This window comes from Blautia sp. LMAG:36, from assembly GCF_008680535.1.
Classification (GTDB): domain Bacteria; phylum Bacillota; class Clostridia; order Lachnospirales; family Lachnospiraceae; genus Blautia_A; species Blautia_A fusiformis.
Window position 1 is genome coordinate 728,106 of record NZ_NALB01000003.1, and the last position, 15,384, is coordinate 743,489.

General features: G+C 44.0%; 15 protein-coding genes and 1 other RNA gene. 15 read left to right on the top strand and 1 reads right to left on the bottom strand.

Annotation, left to right across the window (positions count from 1 at the left end; translation table 11 throughout):
• Positions 1-96 precede the first annotated feature (96 nt).
• Complete coding sequence (gdhA, locus tag CCC17_RS03570; RefSeq protein ID WP_015524425.1) at positions 97-1,431, bottom strand: NADP-specific glutamate dehydrogenase; 1,335 nt, start codon at positions 1,429-1,431, stop codon at positions 97-99.
• 220 nt (positions 1,432-1,651) lie between these two features.
• Between gdhA and CCC17_RS03575 the strand changes: the two genes are divergently transcribed.
• From CCC17_RS03575 to spoIIIAC, 15 genes are all read left to right on the top strand, one after another.
• On the top strand, positions 1,652-2,869 hold the full coding sequence (locus CCC17_RS03575) for an aminotransferase class I/II-fold pyridoxal phosphate-dependent enzyme (protein ID WP_015524426.1): 1,218 nt from the start codon (positions 1,652-1,654) through the stop codon (positions 2,867-2,869).
• Between the two features lie 247 nt (positions 2,870-3,116).
• Positions 3,117-4,478, top strand: a complete 1,362-nt coding sequence (locus CCC17_RS03580) for a citrate/2-methylcitrate synthase (protein ID WP_129974431.1) — start codon at positions 3,117-3,119, stop codon at positions 4,476-4,478.
• Positions 4,479-4,499: 21 nt separating this feature from the next.
• Positions 4,500-5,006, top strand: a complete 507-nt coding sequence (locus CCC17_RS03585) for a YqeG family HAD IIIA-type phosphatase (RefSeq protein WP_110103007.1) — start codon at positions 4,500-4,502, stop codon at positions 5,004-5,006.
• Positions 5,003-5,512 carry a shikimate kinase gene (locus CCC17_RS03590; RefSeq protein WP_015524429.1) on the top strand — a complete coding sequence of 170 codons (510 nt, stop codon included), beginning with the start codon at positions 5,003-5,005 and terminating at the stop codon, positions 5,510-5,512. Before CCC17_RS03585 ends, CCC17_RS03590 begins: the two co-directional genes overlap by 4 nt.
• 86 nt (positions 5,513-5,598) lie before the next feature.
• On the top strand, positions 5,599-6,156 hold the full coding sequence (gene efp, locus CCC17_RS03595; protein ID WP_015524430.1) for an elongation factor P: 558 nt from the start codon (positions 5,599-5,601) through the stop codon (positions 6,154-6,156).
• 260 nt (positions 6,157-6,416) lie between these two features.
• Positions 6,417-6,762, top strand: a transfer-messenger RNA (tmRNA) gene (ssrA, locus tag CCC17_RS03600).
• Positions 6,763-6,878: 116 nt separating this feature from the next.
• Positions 6,879-8,039, top strand: coding sequence for an FtsW/RodA/SpoVE family cell cycle protein (locus CCC17_RS03605; protein WP_092070471.1), 1,161 nt, complete (start codon positions 6,879-6,881; stop codon positions 8,037-8,039).
• Positions 8,040-8,180: 141 nt separating this feature from the next.
• Positions 8,181-8,414 carry an acyl carrier protein gene (gene acpP / locus CCC17_RS03610; RefSeq protein ID WP_015524431.1) on the top strand — a complete coding sequence of 78 codons (234 nt, stop codon included), beginning with the start codon at positions 8,181-8,183 and terminating at the stop codon, positions 8,412-8,414.
• 173 nt (positions 8,415-8,587) lie between these two features.
• Positions 8,588-10,042: a glutamate--tRNA ligase gene (gltX, locus tag CCC17_RS03615; RefSeq protein WP_195656924.1), complete on the top strand. Its 1,455-nt coding sequence runs from the start codon at positions 8,588-8,590 to the stop codon at positions 10,040-10,042.
• Between the two features lie 22 nt (positions 10,043-10,064).
• Positions 10,065-11,891: an ATP-dependent helicase gene (locus CCC17_RS03620; RefSeq protein WP_287082559.1), complete on the top strand. Its 1,827-nt coding sequence runs from the start codon at positions 10,065-10,067 to the stop codon at positions 11,889-11,891.
• Positions 11,888-12,436 (top strand): 4'-phosphopantetheinyl transferase family protein, encoded by a 549-nt coding sequence (locus tag CCC17_RS03625; RefSeq protein WP_015524433.1) that lies wholly within the window; start codon positions 11,888-11,890, stop codon positions 12,434-12,436. The genes CCC17_RS03620 and CCC17_RS03625 overlap by 4 nt, the downstream gene beginning before the upstream one ends.
• 17 nt (positions 12,437-12,453) lie before the next feature.
• Entirely contained in the window at positions 12,454-13,602 is a 1,149-nt protein-coding gene (locus CCC17_RS03630; protein ID WP_021650703.1) for a YncE family protein, read from the top strand.
• A gap of 84 nt (positions 13,603-13,686) precedes the next feature.
• Complete coding sequence (gene spoIIIAA, locus CCC17_RS03635; protein ID WP_015524435.1) at positions 13,687-14,619, top strand: stage III sporulation protein AA; 933 nt, start codon at positions 13,687-13,689, stop codon at positions 14,617-14,619.
• The gene (locus CCC17_RS03640; RefSeq protein WP_021650701.1) at positions 14,604-15,122 is read left to right on the top strand and encodes a stage III sporulation protein AB; all 519 of its coding nucleotides are present in this window, start codon (positions 14,604-14,606) and stop codon (positions 15,120-15,122) included. The genes spoIIIAA and CCC17_RS03640 overlap by 16 nt, the downstream gene beginning before the upstream one ends.
• Before the next feature lie 58 nt (positions 15,123-15,180).
• Positions 15,181-15,375 (top strand): stage III sporulation protein AC, encoded by a 195-nt coding sequence (spoIIIAC, locus tag CCC17_RS03645; protein ID WP_021650700.1) that lies wholly within the window; start codon positions 15,181-15,183, stop codon positions 15,373-15,375.
• Positions 15,376-15,384 lie beyond the last annotated feature (9 nt).

A 15,384-nucleotide genomic window follows, 5' to 3' on the forward strand; every position in this document is an offset into this window, starting at 1 on the left:
AGATCGTAAAAGTGGATACAAAAAAACAGGAACCGCCTGGGAAAAATCCTCTGCGGTCCCTGCTATAAATATACATTAATGATTCAGGAAACTTAATTAAACAATACCCTGAGCTTTCATAGCGTCAACAACTTTTTCGAAGCCGGCGATGTTTGCACCTACAACATAGTTGTCTTCCATACCGTAACGTTTAGCAGCGTCATCAGCTTTGTGGAAGATATCGATCATGATGTTGTGGAGTTTCTCATCAACCTCTTCTCTTGTCCAGGAAAGTCTCATGGAGTTCTGGCTCATCTCAAGTGCAGATGTGGCAACACCGCCAGCGTTTGCGGCTTTACCAGGCATGAAGAGAACACCGTTCTCCTGAAGGTATGTTGTTGCATCAAGAGTAGTAGGCATGTTTGCACCTTCAACGACGTATTTGCAGCCATTTGCAACCAGTGTTTTAGCTCCGTCAAGACCAAGCTCGTTCTGAGTAGCGCATGGAAGGTAGATATCACATTTGATATTCCAGATGCCAAGTCCCTCAGTGTAGGTAGCACCCTCAACACGGTCTGCATATTCTTTGATACGTCCACGTTTTACTTCTTTGATATCCTTTACGACGTCAAGGTTGATTCCGTTCGGATCGTAGACATATCCGTTGGAGTCGTTCATTGCAACAACCTTGGCACCAAGCTGAGTAGCTTTCTCAACAGCGTAAATAGCTACATTACCGGAACCTGTTACAACGATTGTTTTTCCTTCTACAGAATCATTGTGAGCTTTGGCGATCTCGTTGAGCATGTATACAACACCGTAACCGGTAGCCTCTGTACGGATCAGGGAACCTCCGAAGGAAAGACCCTTTCCTGTAAGGACACCCTCATAAAGGCCACGGATTCTCTTATACTGTCCGAAGAGATAACCGATCTCACGTCCGCCGACACCGATGTCACCAGCCGGAACATCTGTATCTGCGCCGATATATTTGCAAAGCTCTGTCATAAAGCTCTGGCAGAATGCCATAACCTCTCTGTCAGATTTACCCTTAGGATCGAAGTTGGAGCCACCTTTTCCACCGCCGATCGGAAGGCCTGTAAGAGAGTTTTTAAAGGTCTGCTCAAAACCAAGGAATTTCAGGATACCCTGATTTACAGAAGGATGGAATCTTAAGCCGCCTTTGTATGGTCCGATGGCGCTGTTGAACTGAACACGATATCCCTTGTTAACCTGTACAGTTCCGTTATCATCGATCCACGGTACTTTGAAGGAGATGATCCTCTCTGGCTCTACAAGACGCTCAAGGATGGAAAGTTTACGATACTCTTCCTCATTTTTGTCAATTACGACTTTAAGGGAATCGAGAACTTCCTTAACTGCCTGATGGAATTCTGGCTCGCCAGGATTCTGTGCTACAACTCTTTCATAAACTTCTTCTGTGTAAGACATTGTTGTTTCCTCCTCATCACATATTAAATTGCGTTGAAAACTAAATTCGAGTGCTATTATACATTAACATGCTAAAAAAGGGAAGTGCTAAATTTGATTTTTTTAAATTTTTATTTCTTGCGTTGAAAGCCTAAATGTGAGATGATATAGAATAAATATTTTTTGACTATGAAATTAAAATGGTTAAATAATAGTGAAAATTAGAAGAGGAGTGGTTTTTATGAGAACATTCGGGAAATCATCAAAGCTTGACAACGTGCTGTACGATGTGCGCGGACCGGTTGTGGATGAGGCTGCCAGAATGGAAGAAGATGGAATGGAGATTCTGAAGCTGAATATTGGTAATCCGTATCCATTTGGGTTTTCAGCACCTCAGGAAGTGATCCTGGATATGCTGAGTAATGTTCGTACTTCCCAGGGATATTCCGATTCCAAGGGCATTTTTTCTGCAAGAAAAGCGATCATGCAGTATGCACAGCTTCGCGGGATCCCGGGAGTTACCATTAATGATATTTATACGGGAAATGGTGTCAGTGAACTGATCAACCTCTGTATGCAGGCGCTGCTTGATAACGGGGATGAGATCCTGATCCCGGCTCCGGATTATCCGCTGTGGACAGCTACTGCAACACTGGCAGGCGGAAATGTAGTTCATTATATCTGTGACGAACAGTCTGACTGGTATCCGGATATTGAGGATATCAAGAGCAAGATCACACCAAGGACCAAGGCGATCGTTATCATCAATCCCAATAACCCTACAGGTGCAGTATATCCGAAGGAGATCCTGGAACAGATTGCAGACATTGCAAGAGAAAATGAGCTGATCATCTTTTCTGATGAGATCTATGACCGTCTTGTTATGGATGGATATAAACATACATCGATTGCATCCCTTGCACCCGATGTGTTCTGTGTAACATTTTCAGGATTGTCCAAGTCTCATATGATCGCAGGTTTCCGCATCGGATGGATGATTTTAAGTGGTGCAAAAAGTAAGGCGAAGGGTTATATAGAGGGAATCAATATGCTCTCTTCCATGCGTCTCTGTTCAAATGTTCCGGCACAGTCCATTGTACAGACTGCACTTGGCGGATATCAGAGTGTCAATGAATATACGCAGCCGGGCGGACGTGTTTATGAGCAGAGAGACTTTATTTACAAGGCCCTGAATGATATTCCGGGAATTTCCGTTGTAAAACCACATGCGGCATTTTATATATTCCCGAAGATCGATACTGAGAAATTCAATATTTTCAATGATGAACAGTTTGCTTTGGATTTTCTTCATGAGAAACAGGTGCTTGTTGTTCCGGGCAAGGGATTCAACTGGAACCAGCCGGATCACTTCCGTATTGTTTATCTGCCGGATATCCGCCAGCTTGACAAGGCAATGAAGAAGATGAAAGAGTTCTTTGCTACATATAAGCAGGGCTGATCGCAGATAGACAAGAAGAGATTTGCGATCCGCATTCGCTGCCTGCTCATAACCGATAAACTGTAAAGCAGATATTCGGTTATATTTTCGGCATAGACCGGAACCGAAAAAAATGTTATAATATATCTGAAATATCCCGGCCAGCTACGCCGGGATATACAAATAAGACCAGAATTGCTTGAGAGGGGAATGAGGAGGGACCGTTATCGAACAGCAATAAAACAGAAATCGAAAGGGGAAATAACTGATGAGCAAATTCAACATGAAAGTGACACCTGAGATTGAGAAACTTACCCAGATCTGTCGTGAGAATGACAAACTGGATCTGTCTTTATATGGCAAATACGATGTCAAGCGAGGCTTGCGTGACCTGAATGGAAAGGGTGTCCTTGCAGGACTGACCCAGATCTCCAATGTCCAGGCAACGAAGATCGTGGACGGAAAAGAGGTTCCCTGCGCAGGTAAGCTTTCTTATCGCGGGTATGACATTAAGGATCTGACAAATGGTTTTATCAATGACCGGCGCTTCGGTTTTGAGGAAGTAACCTATCTGCTTCTTTTCGGAAAGCTTCCGGATCAGGAAGAACTGAATGGATTTTCCGGGATTCTTGCGAACCAGCGTATGCTTCCGCGGAATTTTGTAAGGGATGTCATTATGAAGGCACCATCCAGAGATATTATGAACGCTCTGTCAAGAAGCGTGCTGACACTTTATTCCTACGACAAAGACCCGGATAATATTGAACTGGAGAATGTGCTCCGTCAGTGTATCAACCTGATCAGCGTTTTCCCGCTGTTATCTGTTTATGCATATCAGGCCTATAACCACTATGAGAAAGGCGAGAGTCTTTATATCCATCAGCCTAAAAAGGAGCTTTCCACAGCTGAGAATATCCTGCGTCTGTTAAGACCGGATAAGAAGTATACGGCACTGGAGGCAGAGATCCTTGATATTGCTCTGATCCTTCATATGGAGCATGGCGGTGGTAATAACTCTACTTTTACTACACATGTGGTTTCCTCTTCCGGGACAGATACGTATTCTGCGATCGCGGCAGCACTAGGTTCTCTGAAAGGCCCGAAACACGGCGGTGCCAACATCAAAGTCGTAAAAATGTTTAACGATATGCGTAAACACGTACATGACTACAGTGATGAAGAGGAGATCAGTGCATACCTTAAGAAGCTTCTTCATAAAGAGGCCTTTGATAAACGTGGACTGATCTATGGTATGGGACATGCGATCTATTCTGTTTCAGATCCACGTGCAGAAGTCTTTAAAGGCTATGTGGAACAGCTTGCAAGAGAAAAGGGCAGAATGAAGGATTATCAGCTGTATGCTGCAGTAGAGCGTCTTGCACCAAAGGTTATCGCAGAGGAGCGTAAGATCTATAAGGGTGTCAGTGCCAATGTGGATTTTTACAGCGGATTTGTTTACAGCATGCTGGATCTGCCGCTGGAGCTTTACACACCGATGTTTGCTATTGCACGTATCGTAGGCTGGAGCGCACATCGTATGGAAGAGCTTATCAATGTGGATAAGATCATCCGTCCCGCATATAAGAATGTCCTTCCGGAAGCAGAGTATATTCCTCTTTGCGAGCGATAGGAAAGGACTGAGGTGGAATAGATGTTCAGATGCTTTTTTCCGGATGAATATCTGGATTCTGCGTATGGGATCGATTATGAGAAGCTTTACAGAGAAGGATACAGAGGGCTGCTCTTTGATATCGATAATACCATTGTTCCCCACGGTGCACCGGCAGATGACCGGGCAAAGAAACTGTTTGAAAAGCTGAGGGCTCTCGGGTTTCGATACTGCTTTGTATCCAATAACCAGAAACCTCGTGTGGAGCCCTTTGCCAAAGCAGTAGAGGGGGATTTTATAGAAAATGCCCATAAACCGGCTGTGAAAAATTATAAAAAAGCCTGCCAGGTGATCGGAATCGATCTTGACAGGACGATCTTTATAGGAGATCAGTTGTTTACGGATATTTATGGAGCAAAGAGAGCAGGGATCCGGACGATCCTTGTGAAACCGATTCATCCAAAAGAGGAGATCCAGATCGTACTGAAGCGATATCTGGAAAAAATAGTATTACATTTTTACCAAAAAGAGGAGGGAAAGAATTCATGAACCATATTGTAATCATCGGCTTTATGGGTTCAGGAAAGACACGAGTTGGAAAGAGACTGGCGAAGGACCTGGGGCTTCCGTTTATTGACGTGGACAGACTGATCGTGAAAAAAATGAACATGTCAGTAAAGGAGGTATTTGAACGCTTTGGAGAAGCATTTTACCGTGCGCTGGAGACTATGGCAGTCAAGGAACTGTCCACAGACAGCGAACGGAAGGTAATCTCTGTAAGTGCGGGATTGCCTCTTCAGGAGCAGAACCAGAAATATCTCCAGAGTATGGGAACGATCATCTATCTGAAGGGATCTGCTGCAACGTTGATCAAACGTCTGGAAGGAAGTAACAATCCCACATTGGAAGGAACTGAGAATAAAGAAGAGAAGATCAAGAAACTTCTGAAACAGAGAGATCCGGTTTATGAGAAGTTTGCGGACATTAAAGTTGTCACAGGAGTGAAGCCTTTTGATGAGCTGATCGCAGAAATTGAAGAAAAATTGAAGGCTTAAACAAAAAAACAGTTGAAAAATGGCAAAAGGTATTATAGAATAATCCATAGCGAAAAAGAACCGCATATATTAAGGAGGAAATATTTATGATTTCAGCAGGTGATTTCAAAAATGGTATCACACTTGAAATTGATGGAAACGTATGTCAGATCGTTGAATTCCAGCATGTAAAACCAGGAAAAGGCGCAGCCTTTGTAAGAACAAAATACAAGAACATTATCACAGGCTCTGTAGTAGAGAAATCCTTCCGTCCTACAGAGAAATTCCCGGCAGCACGTATTGAGCGTGTAGATATGCAGTATCTGTATCAGGATGGTGGTTTATACTACTTCATGAATACAGAGACATATGATCAGGTTGGTCTTACAGAGGAGCAGGTTGGCGATTCTCTGAAATTTGTTAAGGATAATGAGATGGTTAAGGTTTGCTCTCATAACGGAGAGGTATTCGCAATCGAGCCACCTCTTTTTGTAGAGCTTGAGGTTATTGAGACAGAGCCAGGATTCGCAGGAAATACAGCACAGGGTGCTACCAAACCGGCAACTGTTGAGACAGGTGCACAGGTTCAGGTTCCTCTGTTCGTAAACCAGGGCGACAAACTGAAGATCGATACAAGAACAGGTGAGTATCTCTCACGTGTATAATGCAGCAAAAAACCCGCGTAAGCGGGTTTTTTTGTGCCATAAAATTAAAAGATCATTTTGACAGTATTTAAAATACCAAAGTTTGAATGCATATTCCAGACTGTACAGGTAAGAAAAACGGTACAGTCTGGACTTTTTTTGAAATATCCTTGACACGAAAAATCATTCTGGTATAATTAAACCCAGTCAAAAAACTGACTAAGAAGTTCGTCTGTCCACCAGAGATGACCGGAAATGATCCTGTCACAGAAGTCTTTTAAGGGCTTGTACTGGTTTCGACGGGGGCTTTGAAGTTAGGGAAGCCATCCGCAGACTCCTGGACTGCGTACCAACCGGGAACTAAATATAAACGCAGACGAAAAGTTAGCGTTAGCAGCCTAAGCTGCTCGTCAGCCCCGTTGCACTTACACATCGGGAATCTGGCGTCGACCATGTGAGAAACCTTGCCGGGTAAGCTTTGCCCCGGTAGATGTATCATGAAGCTACTGAAGCAGTAAGCCTGTCGGTGGGCGTACTGCTGAGGGAATGTTAAATCAGCGACTGTGATGGGAGATGCCTTAAGGGATAGGCTTTCGGACAGGGGTTCGATTCCCCTCAGGTCCATTTATGGAACGTCCCGGAAAGACAGCATTTATGCGGCTTTCCGGGAATTTTTTTTACTTTCTTTATTACTCGTGGATATCAGGAAATTCTTCGCAGATACAGAAAGCGATGGTGATAGAATGAAAAAAACTCTGCTTAACAGAAAAAAGCAGAATAAGAAATCTGATTATTATGATTATAATCTGGTAGCTGTTATTGTACTGCTGGTGTGCTTTGGACTGGTCATGCTTTACAGCACCAGTTCATATATGGCAGAAGTGAATTATGGCAACGATATGTTTTATTTTAAGAAACAGGCACTGATCAGTGCAGCATGTCTGATCGGAGCGTTATTTATTTCAAAAATACTGGATTATCATATCCTTCTTCCTTTTACAACTGCGTTGTATGTGGCTTCGCTGATCCTTATGGGACTTGTGCGGACTCCGCTGGGACATTCCTCTCATGGTGCTACCAGATGGCTGTATATCGGACCGATCAACTTTCAGCCTGCCGAGCTGGCAAAGATCGCGGTTATTATCATGATGGCTTACATGATCGGAAAAATGGGACGAAAGGTGAAAACTTTAAAGAGCTGTATGATTCTGGGACTTCCGGGGGCAGGACTTGCGCTTGCGGCTTATATACTTACAGATAACCTGAGTACAGCCATGATCATTCTGGGAATAACAGTTGGAATGGTGTTTGTGGCACATCCGGATATGCGTCCGTTTATTGCTGTGGCAGCGGCAGGAGTGATCCTTATTGTGATCGGAGTACTTTTTCTGGTTGCGACGACCAAGAATAGTGACAGCTTCCGTGTTATGCGAGTACTTGTATGGCTTCAGCCTGAGAAATATTCCGATGAAGGCGGTTATCAGACGCTGCAGGCATTGTATGCCATTGGCTCCGGAGGGCTTTTTGGCCGCGGGCTTGGAAATAGTATCCAGAAGCTTGGAAGTGTTCCGGAAGCACAAAATGATATGATCTTTTCCATTATCTGTGAGGAGCTTGGAATTTTCGGAGGGATTTTTGTACTGATCCTGTTCGGATATCTTTTGTACAGGTTGTTTTTTATTGCGCAGAATGCACCGGATCTGTTTGGCTCACTGATCGTTACCGGGATTTTTATACATATTGCGCTGCAGGTGATCCTTAACATTGCTGTTGTATTGAATCTGATGCCCAATACAGGTGTTACCTTGCCCTTTATCAGTTACGGAGGAACGTCCATTGTGTTCCTGATGCTGGAGATGGCAATAGCTCTCAGCGTGGCCCGTCAGATAAAATTTCAAGAGTAAAATAGTTTTAAAATCAAAATATTTTTGCTCTGGAGCCATTTTTTGGGAAAATCCTCTTGACAACTGTTTTTGCAGACTATATACTTTGCTCAAAAAGAGGAAACAGATTCGATCTGTAACGATTAAAGGAGAGAATAAGACATGTTAGAAAAAATGAAAGAAATGCTTGCAGAGCAGTTAAATTGTGAGGCATCTACAATCACACCGGAGACATCTTTCAAGGATGATCTTGGTGCAGATTCTCTTGACCTGTTTGAACTGGTCATGGCTCTTGAGGATGAGTACAATGTTGAGATCCCGGCAGAGGAGCTTACAGATCTGAACACAGTTGGAGATGTGATCGATTATCTTAAGAACAAAGGCGTAGAAGCATAAGCAGAAATCTAGGATCCTCTGGGACGACAGTGTCTCAGAGGATTTTTTTGTATATGCGAAGATACATGAGAGGGATGGTAGGGTATTCCGCCGGAAAACCTATGGACATTTTGAAGGATTTGGGTATATAATAGCACCTATAAAGAGAAACAACAAAAACGAGGAGAAAAGAAATGACAAAGATCAGAACAAGATTTGCACCGAGCCCTACAGGAAGAATGCATGTGGGTAATTTAAGAACAGCTCTTTATGCTTATTTGATCACAAAACATGAAGGCGGAGATTTTATCCTCCGTATTGAAGATACAGACCAGGAACGTTATGTGGAGGGAGCTGTAGATATCATCTACCGTACTCTTGAGAAAACAGGACTTCTCCATGATGAGGGACCGGACAAGGATGGCGGATTTGGCCCGTATGTACAGAGCGAGCGTCAGGCAACAGGCATGTATCTGAAATATGCCAAACAGCTTATTGAGCAGGGAGATGCATATTACTGCTTCTGCGGCAAGGAAGAACTGGAAAGCATGAAACGTACTGTTGCAGGTAAGGAGATCTCTATTTATGACAAGAGATGTCTCCATCTTTCCAAGGAAGAGGTTCAGCGCCGTTTGGATGCAGGTGAGCCGCATGTTATCCGCTTTAATATGCCAACAGAGGGAACCACTACATTCCATGATGTTATTTACGGAGATATCACCGTTAACAATGAGGAGATGGAGGATTTGATCCTGATCAAATCTGACGGTTATCCGACCTACAACTTCGCAAATGTAATTGATGATCACCTTATGGGAATCACACATGTTGTAAGAGGTAACGAATACCTTTCCTCTTCACCGAAGTATAATCGTATTTATGAGGCATTCGGATGGGAAATCCCGACCTATGTTCACTGTCCGCTGATCACAGACGAGACACATCAGAAGCTTTCCAAGAGATGTGGACATTCTTCCTATGAAGATCTGATCAATCAGGGATTTGTGACAGAGGCAGTGATCAACTATGTTGCACTCCTTGGATGGAGCCCGGCAGACAACCGTGAGATCTTTTCTCTTCCGGAGCTTGTGGAGGCATTTGATTATCATCATATCAACAAATCACCGGCAGTTTTTGACATTGCCAAGCTGAAATGGATGAATGGTGAGTATATCAAGAAGATGGATCCGGAGGCATTCTATGAGAGAGCACTTCCGTATCTGAAAGAAGTTCTGAAAAAAGACTTTGATCTTAAGAAGATTGCAGGAATGGTTCAGACCAGAATTGAAGTATTCCCGGATATTCCGGAGCTTGTAGATTTCTTTGAGGCAGTTCCGGAGTATGACAGTGCGATGTACCGCCACAAAAAGATGAAAACAACAGAGGAGACTTCTCTTGCAGTTCTCAAGGAAGTGCTTCCGGTACTGGAAGCACAGGAGGATTATACCAATGATCCGCTGTATGCATCTTTAAGCGCTTTTGTAAAGGAGCACGGATATAAGAATGGTTATGTTATGTGGCCGCTTCGTACAGCAGTATCCGGCAAGCAGATGACACCGGCCGGTGCAACAGAGATCATGGAGATCATTGGCAAGGAAGAGACACTGAAACGTGTACATGCAGCAATCGAAAAGCTTGAAAATAAATAAGAGTGTGATCGATAATCCAGTTATGAAACGAAATCCATCTCAGAAAAGGGCAATCGCCCACCTGTCAGGACCTATGATGGTTCTGGCAGGCCCCGGTTCGGGGAAAACTTCCGTCATAGTAGAAAGAACAGCACATATGATCCAGGAAGGGAAGATACCGGCTTCCTCTGTTCTTGTTGTGACTTTTTCCAGGGCAGCAGCAGTGGAAATGAAAGAACGGTTTCTGAAATTTACCGGTGTTCAGCGAACCGGCGTTACTTTCGGGACTTTTCACGGAGTGTTTTACGGGATCCTCAAACAGGCTTATGGTCTGAATGGAGGAAATATCCTGTCAGAAGAAGAAAAATATGCGATCTTAAGAGAACTGGTGGTAAACTGTGCTGCAGAACAGTCCCAGGAAGGGGATTTTGTGGAAGATATTGCCAAGGAGATCAGTGTTGTAAAGGGTGGAAGGATCGCTCTGGAGCATTATTATTCTTCCTGCTGCCCGGATGAAGTGTTCCGACAGATCTTTCAGGGATATCGAAAAGTCCTGAATGAAAGAAGAAAACTTGACTTTGATGATATGCTGTTGAGCTGTTATGAACTTCTGAAAAAACGAAAAGATATCCTGTCTGCATGGCAGAAAAAGTTTCACTATATTCTGGTGGATGAGTTTCAGGATATCAATCATCTTCAGTATGATATCGTGAAGATGCTGGCAGCACCGGAGAACAATCTGTTTGTGGTGGGAGATGATGATCAGTCTATCTATCATTTTCGTGGCGCTCGCCCGGAGATCATGCTGAATTTCCCGGAAGATTTTAAAAATGCGGAGACGGTGATCCTGAATATCAATTACCGGTGCAGTGGAAATATCTTGGATACAGCCATGAAGGTGATCAATCATAACGAAAACCGTTATGTGAAAAAACTTTCCACACCAAATGAACCGGGAGAGCCGGTGCAGATAAAAAAATTTCGAAATCCCAGAGACGAATATATGGCAGTTGCAGGCCTGCTGCGGAATCGGATGGAAGAAGGGGATAATATTGAAGATACAGCGCTGCTTTTCAGGACTAATCAGGAAACCGAAGGACTGGTCGCTGCGTTGATGGAGTATGGGGTTCCTTTCACTATGAAGGAAAAACTGCCCAACCTGTTCCGACACTGGATCTGCCGGAATATGATCGCTTATTTGAAAATGGCAGAAGGAGACCGGAGCCGCAGTACATTTCTGGAGATCATGAACCGGCCAAACCGATACATAGCCAGAGACGCTCTGACAGAAAAAAACGTTGATTTTAAAGCATTGGGAGAGTTTTACAAAGACAAAGACTGGATGTGTGACAGGATCACAACGATGGAGACACATCTTCGGATCTTAAAGACTATGGCCCCTTATGCAGCTATTAATTTTATCCGGAATGGCATGGGATACGAAGAATACTTGCAGGAATATGCAAGGTATCGTAAAATAAAACCGGAAGAGCTTATGGAAACCCTGAACCGGATCCATGAAAGTGCCAGAGGAATGAAAACATTGGAAGAATGGATGGCCTATATGGACGAGTATACCAGAAAGCTGGAAGAACAGGCGAAGAAACAGGATGTGAAACGGGAAGGAGTGGTGATATCCACTCTTCATGCGGTCAAAGGTCTGGAATATGACAATGTATATATCATGAATGTAAATGAAGGTAGCATGCCTTATCGGAAGGCAGTCCTGGAGGCACATCTGGAGGAAGAACGGAGGCTTTTCTACGTTGGTATGACACGGGCAAAGAAGAAACTCTGCCTGTATTATGTAAGACAGCAGTATGAGAAGGAACGGGAACCGTCCCGTTTTCTTGAGGAGGCCGGATTATGAATGGGATTATTTATTATACGAAGATCAGAGATGAATATAACGGCAAGAACATGGAGCATATGATCGGGGAAAAGCTTCTGGAAATCGGACTTGAGCGGGAATTTGGACGGAAGCTTGCTTTTGAGCCTCGGTCAAAGGGGGAACATGGGAAACCGTTTTTTACCCTGCTTCCAAGAATTCATTATAATATCACACATTCCGGAAAATATGTGATGTGTCTGTTTGCCGGAGAAGAGGTGGGCATTGATGTGCAGATCCACAAGAAGGTAAATTACGAACGGCTCCTTGAAAGAATGGTGCCGGCAGATATGATACGGGAAATCCTGGATGCAGATGATATGGAGAAAGCCTTTTTTGCCCAGTGGGTTTTGAGAGAGGCATATATCAAATGGACCGGAGAGGGACTGTCCAGGGATCTGCGTACGATTTCCATGGATAAGGGAAATTACATAATGCTGGAGCTGGAACCGGGATACAGTGGTGCAATCTGGTCCAGAGACAGCCTGGAATTACGATTTGAATACGAAGACATCATTTTGAGATAGCAAATAGAGACGATGAAATGAACAAAGAGATGAAACGCAGCTTCAGGATTTTCATTCTGAAGATCCTGGCAGTTGTTTTTGTGCTGTGCATATGTTATTTTTTATATGCATTTGTTTACCGTGCAAAAACTGAGCTGCCCACAAAAGCTGTGGTGACAAACCGAGGTGCTGCAGTGTATACACTGCGGGGACAGAAACAGATGCTTTCCCAGAAAGAGGATTTCTCTTATTTTGCCTTTGATGGGAGAGAAAAAGAGAAGGAATATGGAACATATGTCATTCCCGGGCTGAAGAATACCAGGACGCTGCTCACAAAAAAGGGTGCCACTCCTGCCATGTGTACGTCCATGACGCCTCAGGGACTGGCGGTTACAGAGGATTATGTGCTGGTCAGCGCTTACTGCAGCACACAGAAACATAATTCGGTCATTTATGTGATCGATAAGGAAAAACATAATTTTATTAAAGAAGTGATACTGCCTGGACAGCCTCATGTGGGAGGACTTGCCTATGACCCGGAGCATAAGTTATTATGGTATTCCTCCAATATCAACGGGATCGCACAGGCAGTGAGTATAAAGATGGATACAATAGAAGCCTACGATTATGATGACAGCCATCTGCCGGTGGATACTTTCCAGATAGTCAGTCTTTATGGGATCGTGAGAGATTCTTTTATGACCTTTTATAAGGGATGTCTGTATGTAGGCTGCTTTGAAAAATATAACGAAAGTGTAATTGCACGATACGGAGTTGACGAAGAGGGAAAACTGATCAATACCATGGACGAGAAACTGGGCATGGATTTTGAAATGGCAGTTCCGTTGGATTATTCCACCATATCGGAGCAGGTTCAGGGAATTGCTTTTTATAATGATAAGCTTTTGATCTCTCATTCTTTTGGAATCCTGCCATCCAGGCTGGTGTTTTATGAACAATCCGATAAGCGTTTGTATGTAAACGAGAATTCTGCCAGAACTTATCGTTTTCCGGAACGACTGGAACAGATCGTGGTGGAGGGTGACAGTCTTTATGTGATGTTTGAATCCTGTGCCTATGCATACCGTGCGTCCTCCGTAAATATTGTGGATCGGGTCCTGAAGCTGAATCTTTCGAAGATGGAGACCTATGACGAAGAAGAAAGTCTTTTTTTTCTGTCGGAATAAAGAAAAAACGAGAGAGCATCAAAAAAGACAACAGGTACTAAATCCGGCATGTCCGCAATATATTTAAGTGTAAGAGGTGAAAACATGGACGCAAACCAGATCCAGAACCTGTTTGCCAGTAATGTCCGCCAGCTTCTGGTGGATGCAGACCTTGATTATGATAAATTATATGAGATACGTCTCCGCGTGGGAAGACCTCTGTTCCTCACTTATGATGGGGGAGAATGTTTCCTCCGGCAAAAAGATACAGAACCTTATCTGGTTACGCGGGAGGATCTTAAGGAAACACTGGAGTATGTCAGCGGCTATTCCCTGTATGCTTATGAAGATGAGATTCGCCAGGGGTTTTTGAGTGTACAGGGTGGGCATCGTGTAGGAGTTACCGGAAAGGTGATCCTGGACGGAAACCGTATCCGTGGGATGAAATATATTTCCTGCATCAATGTCCGTCTGGCACATGAGATCCAGGGATGTGCAGAAGAAGTGCTGCCATATATCCAGACAAGAGAGCAGATCATGCATACCTTGATCGTTTCTCCGCCCAGATGTGGGAAGACCACGCTTCTTCGGGATATCATCCGGCAGATGAGTAATGGATGGGGAAATATTTCTGGTGTTACGGTAGGAGTAGTCGATGAGCGCAGTGAGCTGGCCGGATGCTACCAGGGGATCCCTCAGAATGACCTTGGAATGCGTACGGATATCCTGGACGGCTGTCCGAAAGCAGAAGGGATGCAGATGCTGATTCGGTCAATGTCGCCGGTTGTGGTTGCTGTGGATGAACTTGGAAAAGAAGAAGATTTCAAGGCTGTGGAATCAGTTATCCATTGTGGATGTCGTCTGATCGCAACTGCACATGGAGCTTCCATGGAAGAAACATTATCCCAGCCGTTTTTCCGGAAATTGTGGGAAGCGCGGGTTTTCCAGAGATATATTTTTCTGGGAAAGCATGAACGTGCAGGAATCGTGGAAGGAATCTATGATGAAAATGGGAAATGCCTATGTACCGGATTGTAGGATGTATTCTGGTAGTGGCGGCAGGAGCCGGAATGGGATTTTCCGGAAGTATGAGACTTTCGGAGCAGATTCGTATACTGGAAAAACTGCTTCAGATGGTGATCTGCCTGAAAGGCGAGATCCGCTGCGGGAATGCATCACTGCCGGATGCTTTTTATGGAGCAGCAGGAAGAATGAATGGAAAATACAGAGAGTTTCTCATCAGTGCCGCGGACAGGATGAAAGCGGGAACAGGAGAAAAACTTTCACAGATATGCAGGGAATGTGCGGAAAGCGCCCTGAAAAAAAGCTGCCTTACCCATGGGGAAAAGGACGCTTTTTTTTCTTTCGGAGAATATCTGGGCTATATGGATCTGGAAATGCAGATGCGACAGCTTTCCCTGTATGAAAATAATTTGGAAGCAGAGATATTGAAGCGGAAAGCGGAGGTTTCCGGAAAGAAAAAACTGTACCAGGGAATTGGGATTCTTGGAGGCCTGCTGCTTGCGGTTCTCTTGGTATAGTATTGTTTATCAGACAGTAGTAAGAAGGACAGGCTTTCAGAAGAAAAGGAGGGATCATTTGGAGGTCAGTATCATATTTAAGATCGGTGCAGTAGGGATCCTGGTCTCTGTTCTTTCTCAGATCCTGAAACATAGCGGAAGGGAGGAACAGGCTTTTCTGGTGAGTTTTTCAGGACTTCTTTTAGTACTGTTCTGGATCGTGCCGTATATTTATGAGCTTTTTAAAAATATCCAGCAGCTTTTTGTACTGTAGGGGAGGGAA

Excerpts from the sequence above, each read along its gene's own strand:
- CCC17_RS03580 (WP_129974431.1), top strand. The coding sequence starts at position 3,117 with ATGAGCAAATTCAACATGAAAGTGACACCTGAGATTGAGAAACTTACC.
- CCC17_RS03585 (WP_110103007.1), top strand. The coding sequence starts at position 4,500 with ATGTTCAGATGCTTTTTTCCGGATGAATATCTGGATTCTGCGTATGGG.
- CCC17_RS03620 (WP_287082559.1), top strand. The coding sequence starts at position 10,065 with ATGAAACGAAATCCATCTCAGAAAAGGGCAATCGCCCACCTGTCAGGA.
- CCC17_RS03630 (WP_021650703.1), top strand. The coding sequence starts at position 12,454 with ATGAACAAAGAGATGAAACGCAGCTTCAGGATTTTCATTCTGAAGATC.
- CCC17_RS03605 (WP_092070471.1), top strand. The coding sequence starts at position 6,879 with ATGAAAAAAACTCTGCTTAACAGAAAAAAGCAGAATAAGAAATCTGAT.
- acpP (WP_015524431.1), top strand. The coding sequence starts at position 8,181 with ATGTTAGAAAAAATGAAAGAAATGCTTGCAGAGCAGTTAAATTGTGAG.
- spoIIIAA (WP_015524435.1), top strand. The coding sequence starts at position 13,687 with ATGGACGCAAACCAGATCCAGAACCTGTTTGCCAGTAATGTCCGCCAG.
- CCC17_RS03625 (WP_015524433.1), top strand. The coding sequence starts at position 11,888 with ATGAATGGGATTATTTATTATACGAAGATCAGAGATGAATATAACGGC.
- CCC17_RS03640 (WP_021650701.1), top strand. The coding sequence starts at position 14,604 with ATGTACCGGATTGTAGGATGTATTCTGGTAGTGGCGGCAGGAGCCGGA.
- gdhA (WP_015524425.1), bottom strand. The coding sequence starts at position 1,431 with ATGTCTTACACAGAAGAAGTTTATGAAAGAGTTGTAGCACAGAATCCT.
- CCC17_RS03575 (WP_015524426.1), top strand. The coding sequence starts at position 1,652 with ATGAGAACATTCGGGAAATCATCAAAGCTTGACAACGTGCTGTACGAT.
- efp (WP_015524430.1), top strand. The coding sequence starts at position 5,599 with ATGATTTCAGCAGGTGATTTCAAAAATGGTATCACACTTGAAATTGAT.
- CCC17_RS03590 (WP_015524429.1), top strand. The coding sequence starts at position 5,003 with ATGAACCATATTGTAATCATCGGCTTTATGGGTTCAGGAAAGACACGA.
- gltX (WP_195656924.1), top strand. The coding sequence starts at position 8,588 with ATGACAAAGATCAGAACAAGATTTGCACCGAGCCCTACAGGAAGAATG.